The following is a 17690-nucleotide window of genomic DNA, read 5'->3' as shown; positions in this document are numbered from 1 at the left end:
AAACTGAGCGCTCAACTCAACTCGTTAACGATGACATTCCAACGCAGACAATTTTTATTATTCCTAGGAGCAACTGCAACAACTGTTGCCTGTGGTTCTTTGGGACAACAGGGCGGATCTGCTTCTATAACTGGAAGTTCAGCTACCGCAGCCTCCTCATCTAAAGCTTTAGGCTTAAAGTTCGATCCAGTCAAATACCCTTGTCCCCTATCCTATCAAGGGCTACCGCCAGAGCAACAAAAATCTTTGTACCGTACCTATGAAGTCCTTGATGATGTGGTGCTACCCGAAGGCTACACTTATGATGTAATAGGAGCTTGGGGAGACAAACTAGGCAATTCTCGGTTTGGATATAACAATGATTATCTCTCCTTTGTCCCCACCGGGCCAGACACAGGGTTTTTAACCATTAACTTTGAATACGTCAGTGTTCCCACCTGGGAGCAAACCTATCCGATGGTGATGGGTAAATCTCTGCCCTCAAAAGTGCTGCCTGCACTAGAAAAAGCCGGAAGTGAGGGAATCAATGCCTTTGAGTTAAGCGATCGCGCTTTGAAAGCTGAATTCTATGATTTCTTTAAGGAAACTTTGATCGATCAAGGCATTGGCGTGATTTCTCTGCGTCGGGAGCGGAATGGCCAATGGGTGAGAACCTATTCCCCCCAAGACCGCCGGATTACCGGCATCTCTGGCTTAGAGGATGGAAACTATCTGCAAGCCACTGGCCCCGCCGTGTCCATTTTCCGCAAGACCAATGGCATGGGTTATATTGATACCCTGAACGATAAAATTATCGGTACATTTAACAACTGTGCCGGGGGAACCAGTCCTTGGGGTACGGTCTTCAGCGCGGAAGAAAATTTCCAGAATTTTGTCCCCGAAGGGGTTTATGCTGATGGCACCTCTTTGCATCCCAAGGTAAAACCCGTTCAACGAGATGAATTTGAGGGTCAAGGTAACCCCTTTGGGTTAGCCGGTAATAAGTATGGTTGGATGGTGGAAGTCGATCCAGCCAATGGTAATGATTATGGAACTAAGCATACTTGGCTAGGACGCTTCCGCCATGAAGCGGTAGGTATTCGAGCCGAAGCGGGCAAGCCGTTAGTGGTTTATTCAGGATGCGATCGCCGGGGCGGTCATATTTACAAGTTTGTCAGTACAGGACGGGTGCGTAATCCCCAAGATAAATCCAACTCGCGCCTGCTCAGTGATGGAATGCTCTATGCAGCTAAATTTAATGGCGATGGAACGGGGTCTTGGATTCCCCTAAAAGCCGATACTCCCGTCAATCCTGACCTACCGAGCGAGTATCATGGAGGGATGATTCCCCTGCCGAAGCGCGATCGCACCCAAGGCGGATTTGAAAAAATCGAACAGGATGGGGCGATCGCCGTCTTCAAGCAAAAATTCCGGACTCTGGGCGACCTCTACCACGGCAACACCCCAGAAGAAGTGCAAGGAGCCATCCTCATTGATGCTCACTTTGCTGCCAACGCTGCCGGAGCCACCTGTACCGCTCGCCCCGAAGATACCATGATCCGTCCCGGAGATGGGGCACTCTTCATCGCCTTCACCTCCGGCAGTCCCGGTGGAGATGGTGGGGCCCATAAAGCCGTTTTCTCCAACAGTAAAGGGGAAAGCCACGAACACGGCTGGATCGTGCGTCTCGAAGAAACCAGCAACGATCCCGCTGCCATGACCTTCCGGTGGGACAATCTCGCCATGGGTGGAGAAGCAACCGAAGGCGGAATGGGCTTTTCTAACCCCGATAACCTGGACTTTGATTCCATGGGCAATCTCTGGATGGTTACCGATATGTCTACCTCCAGACACAATAAAGCTGTACCTCGTGGACGGGTCGATGAACAACGCAACTTCATCAGTCAATCCAATTTACGGGGGATTTTCGGCAATAACTCCATGTGGTATATGCCCCTCTCTGGCGAACATGCAGGAGAAGCCTATCCCTTTGCCCTGTCTCCCATGGAAACCGAATCCTGTGGCCCCTTCTTCACGGAGGATCGCAGAACCCTATTTCTGGCGATTCAACACCCTGGAGAACGCTATGGAATGCGGAAAAACATGGCATCCGAAACCCGTGAATTTTCTATGATGACGACTGACGGCCAAGAGTTCATGCAAAAGCGCGTAGTGCCTCTGGGGTCTAACTGGCCGGGTAAAGGGCCGAACGATCCTCCCAAACCTTCTGTAATCGTAATACGCCGGATCGATAATCAACCCCTTGTCTAAATCCAGTTAGCTCTTATCCTTGATTGTCTTGTTCATCTCCCTCTGGTTCAGTGCTGGGGGGAGATTTTTGGCGATCGTATAGCGCTGCGCGCTAGGGAATGGGGAATGGGGTCGGAGAATGGGATTACCTCTGGCTATAACTTTGACATCGAACAAGCTATCCATGCCATTTTCCAATATTTGTCAATACTATAGCCCAGCGCTATAAAATCATCAGATTAAAATGGAGTATTGATGATGCCAAACGACTCTCTCAATCAGCAAAGTCCCTGCGAAACTATCTTGCTAACCGGCTCGTCGGGCTGGCTGGGGCGTTTTTTAGCTCCACGCTTAGGCGAAGCAGGCTACCAAGTCGTTGGACTCGATATTGCTCAGGGCGACTACACGACGATCATCGGTAGTGTTGTCGATCGCTCATTAATTGACCAGGTTTTCTCTAATTATGACATCGGAGCAGTGATTCACAGTGCCGCGCTTCACAAGCCTGACATTGCTCGCTACTCTAAACAAGCCTTTGTTGATGTCAACATATCGGGTACGCTAAATCTCCTTGAAGCAGCGGTAAGGGCTGGACATGACCGCTTTGTGTTTACCTCAACTACGTCATTAATGATTTCATCTGAGGTGCGAGCCGGTATAAAAGGTGGAGCAAAACAAGCATTTTGGCTCGATGAAGAATTTGGGCCGATCCGACCCCGCAACATCTACGGTGTCACTAAGTTTTCTGCCGAACAGATCTGCCAACTGTTTGCCGTCAATCATGGACTTGATATTGCTATCCTGCGTACTGGGCGCTTCTTCCCGGAAGAAGACGACACGCTGAGGTTCCCAAGTGGCCTAAATTTAAAGGCTAACGAGTTTCTGAATCGGAGGTTGACCGTCGAGGATGCGGCGGCGGCTCATGTTGTGGCACTCGAACGGATAAAAGGAAAGGGATGTGAAACATTTATACTGTCTGCACCGACTCCATTTAGTCGAGAGGATACCCCATTACTGATCTCAGATGCACTCAGTGCGATCGCACACTATTTTCCAAATGCGAAAAAATTATATGACGAAAGGGGTTGGACTCTTCCAGCACATATCGATCGCGTTTATGACGCTTCCAAATTAGAAAAACAACTGGGGTTTCGTCCGAGGGTCGATTTCTCGGTCATTCTTGATGCTTTAGCCTCGGGCGCTCCTTTGCCCTATCACCACGATCCTCTTTATGCTTCACCAAAGGAAATGAATACGACTAACAGGACATAAATCGCAGTCAATTTGTACTGGGTGTTTGGAGCGTAATACCAAACAGGATGGCGAGAACTTTAGCCAAGTCATTGGGGACACCGTAGGTATTGATGTCTTTTTGAATCAACTTTTGCTGGCGATGAAACAGACCAAATTTCCAGGTATCTCCTGTTGTAACTGCTCCGTAGAGATAGTCTACAGGGGCATCAATCCACTGGTCTAGGGCAATGAGTTCTACTGCAAGTTGGGTAAATCCTTTTCCAAGATCGGCATTTTTCGCTTCAATAATCACGAGATTTTGAGGGGTGGGAATGAAGTAATCCACATTTCCCTTGAGTTGGTCGCTGACTCGGATCGAATACTCAATCTTGAGGGGTGACTGGATAAACTTGCAGACGGTTTTCAGCACTGGGAAAATGAGTGATTCTCGACGAGCAATTTCTGAGGTAGGATCGACTAACGCCAAATTTTCTGCCAATTCATCAGTCAGTGGGGTGGGGTCTAGGGGTTGCTGCTCTGGGAGTTGGAGAGAAGTAGACTCAACAGCAACCCCGAATTCAGCTAGAATATCGGCGGTATCAAAGGGTAGGGTACTATACTGGCTAAAGCTGTAACTAGCGGCAGGGTCAAGAATTGAGGGTTTCACCATTGCTTTACTCTGGCAGCTTGTCTCATGGACTGTCCTGGATGGAAGTATAGCAAGCGATCGCAAAACTCCATATCATCCATTATACCTTGGCTCCAGAAATTTCTAATGCTAGGAGAAACTGGAGAGTGACAGAAGAGGGTTATGCTATCCCCCTATTCTCCTAATTCCTATCCTAGAAGATGGATGGACAAATTCTTGCTATCTTATGACTTATAGATCAAAATTCCCACCGATGAGCGTCCTGGTTATTTTCAGCACACATCGGTTATCGATTCCATAATATTTCTGATATACACTCAAATGCACTTAGAATTTAAACTGAGCGATCGCCATAAACGCGTCTTACAAGCAACAGTCAATCATTATGTTGCCACAGCCGAACCCGTAGGTTCAAAAGTTTTGGTTGAAGAATATAATTTTTCTGTAAGCACGGCTACCATTCGCTCTTGTTTAAGTTATTTAGATAAATCGGGACTACTCTATCAACCCCATACTTCAGCCGGGCGAGTGCCTTCTGATTCGGGCTATCGCTGGTATGTAGACCATTTGATGACCCCGAATATGAAGACGGGGAAACAGGTGGAAAGCTTGCTACAAGAAAAGCTCAATTGGCAATGGAGTTTAGAAGCCCTCTTTAAATCAGCCGCCCAAATTTTATCGAGTTTAAGCGGTTATATTACTCTGATTACTATGCCCCAAGCGCAGAATGCTCGGTTGCATCATTTGCAATTAGTGGCGGTGGATAGCGATCGCGCCAGTGATGGGTCGCATTATCGCGCTATGCTAATTTTGGTTACCGATACGTACCAAACCCATTCTACTTTTATTGACTTACCCAAGACAGAAGAAGAAGGAAGCCAAACCCTAGAACAAGTAGCCAGGGAATTGCAAGTTCTCTCCAATTTTCTTAACCATAATTTGAAAGGATGGTTACTGACGGAGTTGGAGCATCTAGATTGGACGGAATTAGATAGTGAATTTGAACGCTATGGAGAACAGCTTACCCAGGTTTTGAACCAGTTTCAACAGCACCATGCGACCTCTGTTTATACGGATATTTGGATGAGTGGGGTTGCAGAATTATTGCGACAACCGGAGTTTTCCCAACTGCATCAGGTACAAGCTTTAATTCATTTGCTCGAAGAAGAACCCACTCAATTATTGCCACTCATTGTTCAAGTTCCCGATCAGGAAAAAAAAGGTAGTCGGGTGCAGGTTTGGATCGGCTCAGAAAATCCTTTGGAACCGATGCAAAGTTGCGCTCTAGTGACTTCTTCCTATTTTCGTGGTTCCCTTCCTGTCGGGAGTGTGGGGGTTTTGGGACCAACGCGGATGATGTATGAAAATGCGATCGCCGTGGTGGAAGCCACGGCAGGTTATCTCTCAGATGCTCTGAGCTAGGAGTATGTTATTTAGGATCTTTGGATTCAGCGTCGCTTTGACTGCGGGGAGCCGTTAAAATTTCCCAAGCTGCCTTAGCGGCTTCGGAGAGGCGATCGCCAAATTCTTGGGCTTGTTGGACAATATTTTCCCAATTTTTCTCTGCATCTTTTTGTAGGAGTTTGAGGGAATTTTCAATCCGATCGGGGTCAAATAGGTGTTCTTCTTCTAGGCTAGTTTTGGCTTTCTTGACTGAACTGAGATAGGTTTCCAAGGTATAATTTCCAGCTTTATGAAGTTCTGACTGGGCCCTGGTTTTAATAGCTTCAATCAGCGCCATGGTCTCATTTTTAACGGTTTCTGTAGCATTTTTGAGACCCTCATCTTCTTCCACCATGGCTTTGGTTTCGGGGCTAACTTCCACTTCTACTACGGTAGATTCTTTCGGTGTATCAGTTTCGTTCATGATTAGATAACCTCATATAGACGATCGCTACGTACTAGGGAATAGGGAATAGGCAACCAGATTCACCCCGATTGTAATGGAGTTGTGAGTCTTTTGCCCGATGATGATAATTACGAGTTCATTCTAGCGAGCGATTGGCGATCGGCTAAGGCGGTAAACTCTCCATCATGGGTACGGTTGACTCTCCTCTCTACTCAAGTATTGTCGCGCAATTGACAAAAAGAGGATTTGGGGATATTCTTACTCGTCAGCTTATTGCGAAAATATATAACGGTAATGTTCAAAAAAATAACCGCGATCGCCGCCAGCTTGGGTATCCTGTTAACAACTGCTGGAGCCAGTCCAGCGCAAGAAATTCTGCAAGAAATTCAAAACACCGGAACCTTAAAAGTCGGCATTCGCAAAGATGCAGTTCCTTTCGGCTATGTAGAATCGGGAGAATGGGAAGGACTTTGCATCGAGATGATGGAGTCTTTTACTGAGGAATTAGAACAGCAATTCAACCGATCTATTGAATTACAAACCCTTGAATCAACCCTCAATGAAGCTTCCCCCAATGGTCGATATCGCAGTGTCAGAGATGGACGAGTTCATCTAGAATGTGGCCCGAATACTATCAGCACCACTCCACCCCAAGGAACCGAATTTTCAACCAAATTCTTCGTTACGGGAACCTATTTTTTAATGCGTCCTCAAACTCGGATTTTATTCAAACCTTCCGGATTTTTGGAAGGATTAGACATTGGAGTTTTAGATAATACTCTGACACGCAAATTTATTGAAAGCCGCTATCAACTAGCCGATCCAATATCTTATACAGGAAATCAAGGCAGACAACAAGCGATTCGAGATGCTATGAGAGGAACCATTGATGCCTTTGCCAGTGATGGTATTCTCTTAGTTGGAGAAGCTGAAAGACAAGGATTAACTTCTTCTCAATACAGTCTTTTACCCAATGAACCGCTAACTTGTATTTCCTATGGTATGATTTTGCCCTCCCACGATCGGCAATGGATAGAAACAGTTAATCTCTTTATTGCTAAAGGAGAAGCGATTAATATTGTTACCCGTATCTTGACAGATTTAGTCGGGGTAGAATCTCCTTATATCGATGTAACGATCGCCGCAATGGATAAGTGTAGTTAATTCCAGGCAATGTCATCTTTTTTATATCACTATCCTCTCCTATTTCCAGGTATCCTCAAACGTCGCTATAAACGGTTTTTAGCTGATATTGAGTTGGAATCTGGGGAGTTAATTACGGCCCATTGTCCCAATACAGGGCCTATGACTGATGTTTGTGAAATTGGCGCTCCGGTACAAGTTTCCTATCATGACAATCCCAAGCGTAAGTTGGCTTACACTTGGGAAATGATTCAACTGCAAACTCCTGAACCGATTTGGGTAGGGGTGAATACCAGTTTACCCAATCGAGTCATTAAATTAGCTCTAGAGCAGCGCATTTTTCCCCAATTAAAAGACTATGAAACCCTGAAACCTGAGGTCGTTTATGGGAAAGATCGGCGCAGTCGCGTGGATTTTCTATTGACTGGAGATCCGCCGATTTATGTAGAAGTGAAAAATACCACTTGGGCTAAAAATGAGGTAGCCTTGTTTCCTGATACGGTAACCGATCGCGGTCAAAAACATTTACGGGAGTTAATGGAACTTCCTCCAAAAGCAAGAGCGGTGATGCTCTATTTCATTAATCGCGCGGACTGCGAGCAGTTTTCCCCTGGAGAGTGTGCCGATCGCGTCTATGGGGAACTGTTACGTCAGGCGATCGCCAAAGGAGTCGAAATTCTTCCCTGTCGCTTTTCTGTCACTCCAGAGGGGATAGAGTATCTAGGTTTAGCCGAACTCTGTATTCATCAATGATGTCAATCGTCAATCTAGGTAATGGGTAGAAGGAAAAACCAATTTTTACACTAAATTCTCATTAGGGATTCTGATGCTAAATTTATATTCTGCATATCTGGCGCTTGAAGTCGATCTGGAATAGTCACGATCTATGGATATCGATATTTCTTGTTTTGAACGAGGGGGAGCATTGAAACAGCGCGTTGTAAATGTTCTTGGGTGATGGAAGTTTCTGGGGATTCAAGAGTAGCGAAAATCCTGGCTTTATGGGCGATCGCCAGAATTTGTCCCCCTGTGAGTTTCCAACGCTGCGCTACGTCTTCCCAGTCTAAGGATGGACTGACGCGAATAGGGGCAGGAAAGGCTTGTTTCCAGAGCTTGAGGCGATCGCCTACTTCAGGAAGAGGAAACACTAAAATCTGCTCCACAATCCCTTCTCTGAGCCATTTTTGCAGCACCACAGACCCTTGATAGGCAGGATCGAGGGTTAAAATGGTGAGGCTTTGGTGTTGCTGGCGATCGCGCAAAAATCGATAGACTGGTGTTTGATTACATCTTTTTAACCACAAATGAGCCGATTTAATCAGCAAAATGGGAGCCTTGAGTACCTTAAGATCGGATAATCCAGTTATTGGATCGGGCAAAAGCTGAAGATCGACTTCAGTAATATTCTGGTTAACCTCAGTAGCGATCGCTTCTGTTGCTGTCGTTTTACCGGTTCCAGAAATTCCAGAGAAAACCATAATTTGCCCTGGATGAATTCCCTCGATCTCTGTCCCCTGACGATCTCGATATCGGTAAGCCATATACTTAAGAGTCTCCTGCAAATCCAAAGCCACAATCAACTCTGACCAAGATTTTTTCGGAGTATAGGATTTAATCTTCAGTGCTTCTCTTGTGGAGTGTAATAAATCCTCTAAACTCGACTCATCTGGGCGATCGGCTAACAGATAGTTAATTAACTTTGGAGTAAGCTTCACCCTATGATTGAGAAAAATTTCTGAGTCAAGAGGCAAAAATTGTACTAAACCCAATTGAGTTAAAATTGAGGTAGAAGTCAGCAAACTTCTTGCCTCTCTCCATTGATTATCCCCTCGACAAAATAAGCGTAAAATCAGATCGACTGTGGGTAAACCACTGTGCTGATCCTCTTGCAAATACTGATAGAGACGGGAATAGCGATGATTAACCTCTGGTGCTAAACTGGCTAACACCAGGTGTTTTTCAAATAGGCTTAAAGCAGCGCGATCGCAGAGCATCGGCAACCCTAATAAAATTCCTTGCTCTTGACTAGCCTGAATTTTTTCTTCTAATTGTTGCTGATAGTTTAAACTCTCCGATTTCTGGGCAAAAACCTCTAGTTTCTCAATCTCATCTCGTCCCACTGTTCCGTCTAGAATAACGAGTCCTTTCCACCAATCACTACTGGCGCGATCGCCTGGAGTTTTGGACACCCGATCGATGGCTTTTCTTTCCCGTTGTCGTTTAGCAACTGCCAAACGGAGAACGCGATCGAGCCAGTTAAACTCGGTTTTTAAATAGCCCCAGTTATCATTAAAAGCAGTGGTGCGATCGCCGAGCATTCAGTTTTCCTGTTTTCCGAGGGTTGCACTGAGGTATTGACACACTTGGGGAGTTAACACTTGAGCGGCGATCGCATGACCGCGATCGTTCCAATGTCCCCCACATTCTACCGCATTGGCAAATCCATGTAAGCACACCTGATTCTCTTCGGCGTAGGTTTGTAGCGTTGGCGCTAAAGTCACCACTGGAAAATTCAGGCGATCGCCTAATGTCTTAATCCGATTATCTGGATAAAATAAATCCGTAATCCCATTACTGGCTACAAACCCATCGCGAAAGGCTGGATCGGGGTTAACTTGCGCCTCATTACTTAACGTCACCACCATAAATTCTGCACTCTTCTCTTTCACCTCCTGATACATTAACGCCATCACATCCTCTGTCACTCGCCAAGCATTTTCCCAGGTTTCATCTTCTGGTTCCCGATACAAATAATTATAAGTATACTGGCGCAGCGCTTCCAATTCTCGGTTTTTCATATCCTTTTCTACCTTACGCACCAACTGCAAAATCCGAGAACGATCCACCAACCAATCTGGTAATCTATCTACCCTAGATAAATTATAGGGAGGCAGAGTTTTATCCGGATTACGGAACGACATATCTGGCTCTAACTCTCCCTGATTATTATAGACAAAATAGGGACGATTGCGAGCATCTAAGGGTTTGTAATTATCTGGGACATCATTGCCTGTAAACACAGCTAAAAGGATCATATCTGGGTTGTACTGCCACACATCCCGACGCAAACGCAATAACTGTTGTCCCGTTCCATAGTTGGTTACGCCAAAATTCATCACATCTACCGTTTTTCCCTGGAAAGCTGGGCAATTTTCCAGGGCGTGTTGCATGAACCACCAATAGGTTTGTTCTAATGGGACTTGTAGCGCTTCGGAAAAGGAATCACCCAAGAGGGCAATGCGGAAGGTATTCGGGGGTTTTTCGATCGGATGTTCGCGATCGCGCAATCCAGCAGAGCTAATCTCAATATAAGCTTCTCCTTCCGCTGTCCACCATCCTGATACCCCAGGTTGATGTGTCCATCCCAAATCTTGATCCGTTTGGAAAAAGTTCGGTTGCGGGCTTCCCGGTGCAGGTTTAGGGGGCGCATTTCTCTGGGAAGGCAAAACATTCTCCTGTGCTGGAGCAGGTGAAGGCGCTGGAGTGGGAGAGGGTTCGACAGGAGAGGGAGTTGGTTCTGGAGAGCTTGATGCTTGGGGTTGGGGTTCCGGTTTTGCTTGAGGGGGAATATTGGCAATGCGTAGTCCCACTTCAGCCATTAATAGGGCAAAGAGTAAGCTTCCGGCTGCTAACCCTAGATTACTCATCCATGTTTTTAACCCGTTTGTCTTCATTGAGAGTTTGAGCGTTGAGAGTTCTAGAAGCTCTGATTGTAGCAGTTTACGGATTACCCATTACCAGCATCAGGCACTATATATTTTGGGTTTCAATTAAACTTTGGCAACCTTCCCAAGGGGTTTTGACTGCTCCTACGGATGCAGTAACCTCTTGGGAGTCAGGTTGATGGCAAACGAGAAAGACGCGATAGAGCCTGCCTCCAATTTCAATAAATTCGCCCATCATGGGAATGCGACTGACTTCAACGAATGTAGATAACGCCTGACTTTGGGGAGAGTCCTTAAGATATAGAGCAATTTGAGTGGTAGTGCATAAGGGGTTGCTCGATTCGCTTGACACGGTGGAGGAAGTTGAGTTAGAGGATGTCGCCATAGCTAGAGTTGAAGATAATAGTCAGAACGGATGATGATAGAACGGCCTAAAAGCTTGAGACCCTTAATTCCCGTTTCAGTTAGATCAGTTTACACGGGTTGGGTGTTCAACCACACACTTATCTTGGAAATCAAGGGACAACTGGGTTTTTCCCTAAATAAACTGGATTTAAGAGATGGCCTTCAGCAGGGGACTGAAGCGGATATAATGGTTAAGAATTATAAACCCCTAGTGATGGATCTTGGTTATTTCCTGCAATTTTGAGGTCAAACCAGAAGTCCATTAACTCATTCCCCTGAATCCTGACTATTACCCTGCCCTTGGAGGTTTCGATGCTGCGATTAGAGCATATCAGCAAAATCTATTCGACTGGCCAAGTGCTCAATGATATCAATTGGGAAGTGAAACCTGGCGATCGCGTGGGTTTGGTGGGGGTCAATGGTGCCGGAAAATCGACGCAGCTCAAGATTATTGCCGGGGAAATTGAGCCGACTTCTGGGGAGGTGATCCGGCCCGCCAATTTGCAGATTGCCTATTTAACCCAGGAATTTGATGTTAATCCTGGGGATACGGTACGAGAAGAGTTTTGGACGGTATTTCATGAGGCTAATGCAGTCCATCATGCGATCGCCGAGATTCAGCATCAGATGCAAACGGCGACTCCAGAGGAGCTAGAGATTCTTATCCATAAACTCGATAAGCAACAACGGCACTTTGAAGCGCTGGATGGATATGGGTTAGACTCACAAATTGAGAAGATGTTACCAGAGATGGGATTTGAGGCTGATGATGGCGATCGCCTCGTCAGCGCCTTTTCTGGAGGCTGGCAAATGCGGATTCAATTGGGTAAAATTTTGCTGCAATCTCCCGATATGCTGTTGCTCGATGAACCAACAAACCATTTAGATTTAGAAACCATTGAATGGTTAGAAACCTATCTCAAAAGCTCAACAATTCCCATGGTGATTGTCTCCCATGACCGGGAATTTCTAGACCGCCTCTGTACGCAAATTATCGAAACCGAGCGCGGAGTGTCTACGACCTATTTAGGCAATTATTCCGCCTATATAGAACAAAAAGCCGAGCAAAAAGCCGCCCAACAGAGTGCTTACGAAAATCAGCAAAAGGAATTAGATAAACAACAAGCCTATATTGAACGATTTCGTGCCAGTGCCACCCGCAGTACCCAAGCCAAAAGTCGCGAGAAACAGCTCAACAAAATAGAACGCATCGAAGCCCCCATCAGCGACCTAAAAACGCTCCATTTCCGCTTCCCTCCCTCTCCCCGCAGTGGCCGCGACGTGGTCAATATCAAGGATTTAACCTACTTGTATGATGATAAAATCCTCTTCCTGGGGGCATCTCTGGGGATTGAACGGGGCGATCGCATCGCCATTCTCGGACCCAATGGTTGCGGAAAATCCACCCTCCTGAGATTAATGATGGGCTGGGAACAACCCATAGAAGGCAGCGTCAGCCTAGGGAAACATAACGTGATTCCAGGTTATTTTGAACAAAATCAAGCGGAAGCCTTAGATTTAGATAAAACGGTCATGGATACCATTCATGATGAAGTCCCCGATTGGAAAAATGAGGAAGTACGTACCCTTTTAGGGGGATTCTTATTTAGTGGGGATACCGTCTATAAACAGGTGGAAGCCCTGAGTGGGGGAGAAAAAGCCCGGTTAGCCCTAGCCAAAATGTTATTACAGCCGGCGAATTTATTGATTTTAGATGAACCGACTAACCATTTAGATATTCCGGCTAAGGAAATGTTAGAGGAAGCACTCCAACATTATGACGGCACCGCTATTATTGTATCCCACGACCGTTATTTTATCTCCAAAGTGGCCAATAAAATTGTGGAAATTCGCGACGGTGAATTTCACGTCTATCTGGGGAACTACCATTATTATCTAGATAAAATCGTAGAAGAAAAAGAAAAGGTGAAGTTAGCAGAAATTGCTAAAGCGAAAGCAGAAAAAGCAGCCGAAAAACGGGAAAAACAAAAAGCGAAACAAAAGGCTAAAAAGAAAGCGAAAGCGAATTAATTCTCTTCTTAATTATGTGGTACTTGATCCAGAAGTTTTCACTGCAAAAAGATCCCCCCCAGCCCCCCTTAGAAAGGGGGGGGAGTAAAAAAAGTCTCCCTTCTCAAGGGGGATTTATGGGGATCTGCATTTATGGTCTGTCTTTAATATTACCCTTTCTATGGATTCCCACCAGTCTTGCCCAAACCCTTACAGATGAGCCATCTTTTATTCCCTTACGACCGAATCCAGAACAATTTTGTCCCCAAGAACCTGCCATAGATCGCTTTATTTATCACACGATTGCTCCGGGAGAAAGCTTAAGCCAAATTGCCGCAAATCATCAATTAATGCCCTCAACTTTAATGGGTCTCAATCGTTCCTTACGCAACGGACAAGCCCCCGTTGGCACTCAAATTGTGATTCCTCCTTATGATGGGGTCTTAGTGCGGATTCCAGTCGGTAAAACTTGGCGCGATGTAGCCGAAGCATACCGAGTTCCTGCTGATGCCCTATTTGAGGTAAATGGATGTCAACAGAACCCAGAAATGGTGTTTGTCCCAGGAGTCAATTGGTCTCCCGGTCGTCCTTCTAGGGAAATGCGCACTCAGCTCTCGGCCTATCCCCTTCCGGCTGTTGCGCCCTTGCTCAAAGGATATGGTTGGTATTTAAATTCACAAACCTCAAGACGAGAATTTAGTAGTGGTGTAGATATCCGCGCCCCCATTGGTACTCCCGTTTCGGCAGTCGGAGATGGTATCGTTGCTTATGCAGGCGATCGCGCTTCCTATGGTCAACTCGTCGTCATTAACCATCCTGGAGGACGACAAACCCGTTACGCTCATCTACAAACGATTCAAGTTTCCCCCGGTCAAAACATTCGCCAAGGAGACGTACTGGGAACTGTGGGAACGACTGGAAATCCCCAGTTTTCCATTCCCCATCTCCATTTTGAAATGCGCTATAAATCGGCTGTAGGTTGGGTGGCTGAAGATCCAGGGTTATATATCCAGGAATTGGGAAGAAATTTGCGTTATTGATAAATTTTGAACGTCATGGAAAACAGATAGGGCAAGCTTGATCGGCAGCAACTCGCGATACAATAAACCAGTTTATTCAAGAAGCAACAAAATCTCTCACTGATGATTATGATAAATTAGTTGTCATTGCTGATAATCTCGATCGCATTGTTCCCATTTCCTGGAAGTTCTGAGTGCAAAGAAATTGTGGTTTCCCCTGATCAAAGAATTATTAAGAGAAGAAAAAGAAAAAAATCAGAACCGTCAGAGGAAGAAAGGATTATTGCACAAAGGGTATCTCCTCTTAGTAATAGATAGAATCCAATGGAAAGAAAGAAATGTGATCATGTTAAGCCTAGTGTGGGGTAGTCATGCCCTGCCGGTATATTGTGGTAAAACTCATAAGCTCGGGGGATTTGTTCAGCAGGCACGAAATTCCTCTATTATTCTTCTAAGGGGGAAGGAGGGTTAAGCAACTGCTCATCACGACGGATGCGAATTTGGTCTAAGCGCGGCCCTTCTGCTTTAATGACGGTAAACTCTAGATTCTCATAATTGAGGACTTCCCCCACATTCGGGATTTTTTGTAGTTGGGCAATCACAAATCCCCCTAAGGTTTGATAATCATCATCAAGGGGTAAATCCAAATTCAGCATATCGTTGGCTTCTTCAATATCTAATTGGGCTTGCACCAGATAGGTTTGTTCATCGAGCTGTTGGATGGGAGGTTCTTGACCGTTATCTGGTTCTTCCGTATCGCCGATAATTTCGGCTACGATATCCTGAATGGTAATTAATCCCGCTGTTCCGCCAAACTCATCAACAACAATGACCATCGCTTGGTGCGATCGCTGCATCAATCGCAACAATTCTAACACTGGGGTATTTTCTTGCACAAATCGTGCCGGACGTACCCAGACTTGAATCGCCGTTTCTGGGGATAAATCTCCCTTTGCTAAAGGGCCAGCTAATTGTTTAAAGTTAACAATTCCCCGAATATCATCTAGGGAATCTGCCATTACGGGATAGCGAGAATGCCCTGTTTTTGCCACTTCATCAAGTAAATCTTGAAACGTGGCATCATAAGAAATACTCTCAATACTGGTGCGGGGAATCATGACATTTTCAGCCACCACTTCCCCAAATTCAAAGACATTATTGAGCAGTTCCCGCTCAGAAGCGTGTAAACCTATGGACTCAGTAGACGTACTAATAATGAGTTGTAGCTCTTCTGGGGTGACGCGGGTGTGCCAGGTTTGGGCAGAGTAGCGAACCCCCACCAAACCCAAGAGAAACCGGGTAGAGCGGTTGAGTATGCAAACAAAGGGATTAAAAAAGCGGGCGATCGCCCAACTGGGCGGACCTAAAACCCTAGCCAATTGCTCTGAATACAATAGGGCAACCGATTTCGGGCATAATTCCCCTAACACGATCTGCAAGTAAGCAATGATAATAAACGCTAAGGGAATAGAGAGGGAATGGGTTAAGCTTTGTCGGAGAGACGGAGATAGGGGAGAATTCGAGAGCGCCTCTTGCAAAATTGTTGCCATCGTATTTTCCCCTATCCATCCTAGGGCTAAACTGGATAGGGTAATACCCAATTGGGTGGTTGAGAGGAGACGCTCTAGATTAGTGTGTAGCTTCTGTACCGTTTGGGCAGGGACATCACCAGTAGAAACCAATTGTTGAATTCGCGATCGCCTCACGGAGACAATGGAAAACTCAGCCGTTACAAAAAAGGCATTAATCGCAATTAATAAGAAAACGGATAAGAGTCGGATGGAACCATCGGCAAAGGTTAATGCAGCCAGATGAAAGGGTATTCCCATAAATGGAGTCAACGGAATCTCTGTGTCCATTTAGCGAACGACTGGAATACCAGAAACTTGAAGATGTAACTCTTCATCGGGATAATCGGTGAGCTTCATAGACAAGTGTTGAGCATCTGCCAACAGAGCCACCGGTACACTCACTTTACCGGAAAACTCTTCCTGATTGGGGGGAACTTGGGATGGTAAACCCGAGGTGGTTGCAGTTAAGGAGCGCCCCCGATTGTCTGTAATATTCAAGAGACTATAAAGGAAGCGCACCATCTGGGGACTATCATTACGAATTTTCACGTCCAGTTCTAAATTTTCCTGTTGTTGATAGGCAGCCGAGATTTCTAGGGTAACGCCTCGATCTTGAGCGGCGATCGGAAAACCGGGTAAGCTGAGGGTAGGCTCCTTCGGTTCGGAGATCGCCTGCTGAGAAGAGTCTGGAGTCGGTTGGAAACTCTGTTCTTGTGACTCATTTGCCTCTTCACCTTCAATATAAGTATCCACCCGTTTTAAGATCTCCTCTTCCTTCAAAATCGGGACTGAAGTTTTACCCGTCGTTCCCGGTTGACGATTCACCATAGTGCTGGTGGGGCTAGAGTCCGGTTGAGTAATTCCCTTGAGCGCTTCGCGACCAATATTAAAACCTAGTGCCGCACTAATAATCCCCGCACCAAACATCATTGACAATAAAATTAACGTTAGCGCAACTGTGGAATTTAATCTCATCTTTGTCTACCTAGGTTGTTCTTTGTATTTAGTCTATTCAGTCAGGATACTAATCATCCGATTAGTGTAAGCTAACTTGGGTCAAGTAACACAGACTTCTGCCCATTCCCTCATTTCCTCGTTCCTCCAACCTTGTGCTAAGATAATGCATAAGATTGAGGTTGACACGAGAGATACGTTCACTCCCTAAGTTTACTCTGAGTCTATCAATCTCTAGCGCCCTTGGCCGATTGGGGAGGCAGCGAACTCATAATTCGCCTTCAGACTGGTTCGATTCCAGTAGGGCGCAGCGAAACCCGACCTTAACTCACGAAGAGTTTAGAGTCGGGTTTCTTTGTTGATTGATCCTAGATCCCCTAGAGAATGACTGCACCTTGTAAAGTTAGAAAAGCTGAGGTTCGGGAGCAGGAGGCGGTGGAGCAGGAGGTAAGGGAGCTACGGGAGGAGCAGAAAAAGGGACAAAGGGAGTGGGAGCAGGAGGAATCGGATTGGATTCTATGGACACACTGGGAGAAACCACTAAGTTTTGATCGAAGGGGTTATATAAATCTTGAGTGCGAACAATGGGCGTGCTGGTATTTTGCACTTGGGAAATATTTTTGTAGAGGATATGAACCAATTGGGCGCTCCGGCGAGTATTATGCTCGGAGAATCGCGGTAGGCCTAAAAAGTTTTGGACTTGACCAACAAACGATCGCTGATAAAAGTAATCTCCGCCATTGCTATAGTAAGCCGCATCAAAGAGTTCGGGAATCGATTGGTAGACTACGGCTTGATTGGGTAGTACCGGATTCGGATCGGCATTAAACTGGGCATTAGCTTTAGACGCTAGGGTAAATACCCCAAGGGAAGCCAGGAGACCAAGGCAACTGAGAGTTTTGAGTCGAGTTAGCATGTTTACTCCTCCTCACGATTTTTAGACAATCATAGCCGATCGTCAGC

The 17690-nt window shown here is 45.9% G+C and carries 15 protein-coding genes and 1 tRNA gene; 8 read left to right on the top strand and 8 right to left on the bottom strand.

What is annotated here, in order from left to right:
- Nucleotides 1-30 precede the first annotated feature (30 nt).
- Both J7545_RS20950 and J7545_RS20945 read left to right on the top strand, forming a co-directional pair.
- Nucleotides 31-2250: a PhoX family protein gene (locus tag J7545_RS20950; protein ID WP_318700640.1), complete on the top strand. Its 2220-nt coding sequence runs from the start codon at nt 31-33 to the stop codon at nt 2248-2250.
- Nucleotides 2251-2484: 234 nt separating this feature from the next.
- On the top strand, nt 2485-3501 hold the full coding sequence (locus J7545_RS20945; RefSeq protein WP_318720094.1) for an NAD(P)-dependent oxidoreductase: 1017 nt from the start codon (nt 2485-2487) through the stop codon (nt 3499-3501).
- A gap of 7 nt (nt 3502-3508) precedes the next feature.
- Here J7545_RS20945 and J7545_RS20940 read toward each other — a convergent pair whose 3' ends face one another.
- A complete protein-coding gene (locus J7545_RS20940; protein WP_318700638.1) occupies nt 3509-4132 on the bottom strand; it encodes a hypothetical protein in 624 nt (207 codons plus the stop codon).
- 300 nt (nt 4133-4432) lie between these two features.
- Here J7545_RS20940 and hrcA point away from each other — a divergent pair, with 300 nt between their 5' ends.
- On the top strand, nt 4433-5533 hold the full coding sequence (gene hrcA, locus J7545_RS20935) for a heat-inducible transcriptional repressor HrcA (protein ID WP_318700637.1): 1101 nt from the start codon (nt 4433-4435) through the stop codon (nt 5531-5533).
- Between the two features lie 7 nt (nt 5534-5540).
- Here hrcA and J7545_RS20930 read toward each other — a convergent pair whose 3' ends face one another.
- The gene (locus tag J7545_RS20930; RefSeq protein WP_318700636.1) at nt 5541-5978 is read right to left on the bottom strand and encodes a hypothetical protein; all 438 of its coding nucleotides are present in this window, start codon (nt 5976-5978) and stop codon (nt 5541-5543) included.
- 276 nt (nt 5979-6254) lie between these two features.
- Here J7545_RS20930 and J7545_RS20925 point away from each other — a divergent pair, with 276 nt between their 5' ends.
- Together J7545_RS20925 and sfsA are read left to right on the top strand one after the other, a co-directional pair.
- On the top strand, nt 6255-7124 hold the full coding sequence (locus tag J7545_RS20925; protein WP_318700635.1) for a transporter substrate-binding domain-containing protein: 870 nt from the start codon (nt 6255-6257) through the stop codon (nt 7122-7124).
- Between the two features lie 9 nt (nt 7125-7133).
- Entirely contained in the window at nt 7134-7856 is a 723-nt protein-coding gene (gene sfsA, locus J7545_RS20920; protein WP_318700634.1) for a DNA/RNA nuclease SfsA, read from the top strand.
- Between the two features lie 131 nt (nt 7857-7987).
- Here sfsA and J7545_RS20915 read toward each other — a convergent pair whose 3' ends face one another.
- The 3 genes from J7545_RS20915 to J7545_RS20905 form a co-directional block, all read right to left on the bottom strand.
- Nucleotides 7988-9421, bottom strand: a complete 1434-nt coding sequence (locus J7545_RS20915) for a hypothetical protein (RefSeq protein WP_318700633.1) — start codon at nt 9419-9421, stop codon at nt 7988-7990.
- Nucleotides 9422-10750 carry an SGNH/GDSL hydrolase family protein gene (locus J7545_RS20910; protein WP_318700632.1) on the bottom strand — a complete coding sequence of 443 codons (1329 nt, stop codon included), beginning with the start codon at nt 10748-10750 and terminating at the stop codon, nt 9422-9424. It abuts the gene before it with no gap.
- Between the two features lie 103 nt (nt 10751-10853).
- Complete coding sequence (locus tag J7545_RS20905; protein WP_318700631.1) at nt 10854-11153, bottom strand: hypothetical protein; 300 nt, start codon at nt 11151-11153, stop codon at nt 10854-10856.
- A gap of 332 nt (nt 11154-11485) precedes the next feature.
- Between J7545_RS20905 and J7545_RS20900 the strand changes: the two genes are divergently transcribed.
- Together J7545_RS20900 and J7545_RS20895 are read left to right on the top strand one after the other, a co-directional pair.
- Nucleotides 11486-13204 carry an ABC-F family ATP-binding cassette domain-containing protein gene (locus tag J7545_RS20900; RefSeq protein ID WP_318700630.1) on the top strand — a complete coding sequence of 573 codons (1719 nt, stop codon included), beginning with the start codon at nt 11486-11488 and terminating at the stop codon, nt 13202-13204.
- A 116-nt stretch (nt 13205-13320) separates the two neighbouring features.
- Nucleotides 13321-14223 (top strand): M23 family metallopeptidase, encoded by a 903-nt coding sequence (locus tag J7545_RS20895; protein ID WP_318700629.1) that lies wholly within the window; start codon nt 13321-13323, stop codon nt 14221-14223.
- Between the two features lie 422 nt (nt 14224-14645).
- On the opposite strand, the gene J7545_RS20890 is transcribed toward J7545_RS20895, so the two are convergent.
- On the bottom strand, nt 14646-16031 hold the full coding sequence (locus tag J7545_RS20890; RefSeq protein WP_318720093.1) for a hemolysin family protein: 1386 nt from the start codon (nt 16029-16031) through the stop codon (nt 14646-14648).
- Nucleotides 16032-16061: 30 nt separating this feature from the next.
- Nucleotides 16062-16748, bottom strand: a complete 687-nt coding sequence (locus tag J7545_RS20885; protein WP_318700627.1) for a hypothetical protein — start codon at nt 16746-16748, stop codon at nt 16062-16064.
- Between the two features lie 216 nt (nt 16749-16964).
- Between J7545_RS20885 and J7545_RS20880 the strand changes: the two genes are divergently transcribed.
- Nucleotides 16965-17037, top strand: a tRNA-Met gene (locus tag J7545_RS20880).
- 93 nt (nt 17038-17130) lie between these two features.
- On the opposite strand, the gene J7545_RS20875 is transcribed toward J7545_RS20880, so the two are convergent.
- Entirely contained in the window at nt 17131-17643 is a 513-nt protein-coding gene (locus J7545_RS20875) for a hypothetical protein (protein WP_318700626.1), read from the bottom strand.
- Nucleotides 17644-17690 lie beyond the last annotated feature (47 nt).

The sequence above is a fragment of the Roseofilum sp. SBFL genome (genome assembly GCF_017746885.1).
In the GTDB taxonomy this organism is placed as follows: domain Bacteria; phylum Cyanobacteriota; class Cyanobacteriia; order Cyanobacteriales; family Desertifilaceae; genus Roseofilum.
The sequence above is the reverse complement of the archived record's forward strand: the minus strand, read 5'-3'. Positions and strand labels throughout refer to the sequence as shown.

What these genes read in the sequence shown, in the direction of transcription:
- J7545_RS20950 (WP_318700640.1), top strand. Translation starts at nt 31, where the DNA reads ATGACATTCCAACGCAGACAATTTTTATTATTCCTAGGAGCAACTGCA.
- J7545_RS20945 (WP_318720094.1), top strand. Translation starts at nt 2,485, where the DNA reads ATGATGCCAAACGACTCTCTCAATCAGCAAAGTCCCTGCGAAACTATC.
- J7545_RS20940 (WP_318700638.1), bottom strand. Translation starts at nt 4,132, where the DNA reads ATGGTGAAACCCTCAATTCTTGACCCTGCCGCTAGTTACAGCTTTAGC.
- hrcA (WP_318700637.1), top strand. Translation starts at nt 4,433, where the DNA reads ATGCACTTAGAATTTAAACTGAGCGATCGCCATAAACGCGTCTTACAA.
- J7545_RS20930 (WP_318700636.1), bottom strand. Translation starts at nt 5,978, where the DNA reads ATGAACGAAACTGATACACCGAAAGAATCTACCGTAGTAGAAGTGGAA.
- J7545_RS20925 (WP_318700635.1), top strand. Translation starts at nt 6,255, where the DNA reads ATGTTCAAAAAAATAACCGCGATCGCCGCCAGCTTGGGTATCCTGTTA.
- sfsA (WP_318700634.1), top strand. Translation starts at nt 7,134, where the DNA reads ATGTCATCTTTTTTATATCACTATCCTCTCCTATTTCCAGGTATCCTC.
- J7545_RS20915 (WP_318700633.1), bottom strand. Translation starts at nt 9,421, where the DNA reads ATGCTCGGCGATCGCACCACTGCTTTTAATGATAACTGGGGCTATTTA.
- J7545_RS20910 (WP_318700632.1), bottom strand. Translation starts at nt 10,750, where the DNA reads ATGAGTAATCTAGGGTTAGCAGCCGGAAGCTTACTCTTTGCCCTATTA.
- J7545_RS20905 (WP_318700631.1), bottom strand. Translation starts at nt 11,153, where the DNA reads ATGGCGACATCCTCTAACTCAACTTCCTCCACCGTGTCAAGCGAATCG.
- J7545_RS20900 (WP_318700630.1), top strand. Translation starts at nt 11,486, where the DNA reads ATGCTGCGATTAGAGCATATCAGCAAAATCTATTCGACTGGCCAAGTG.
- J7545_RS20895 (WP_318700629.1), top strand. Translation starts at nt 13,321, where the DNA reads ATGGGGATCTGCATTTATGGTCTGTCTTTAATATTACCCTTTCTATGG.
- J7545_RS20890 (WP_318720093.1), bottom strand. Translation starts at nt 16,031, where the DNA reads ATGGGAATACCCTTTCATCTGGCTGCATTAACCTTTGCCGATGGTTCC.
- J7545_RS20885 (WP_318700627.1), bottom strand. Translation starts at nt 16,748, where the DNA reads ATGAGATTAAATTCCACAGTTGCGCTAACGTTAATTTTATTGTCAATG.
- J7545_RS20875 (WP_318700626.1), bottom strand. Translation starts at nt 17,643, where the DNA reads ATGCTAACTCGACTCAAAACTCTCAGTTGCCTTGGTCTCCTGGCTTCC.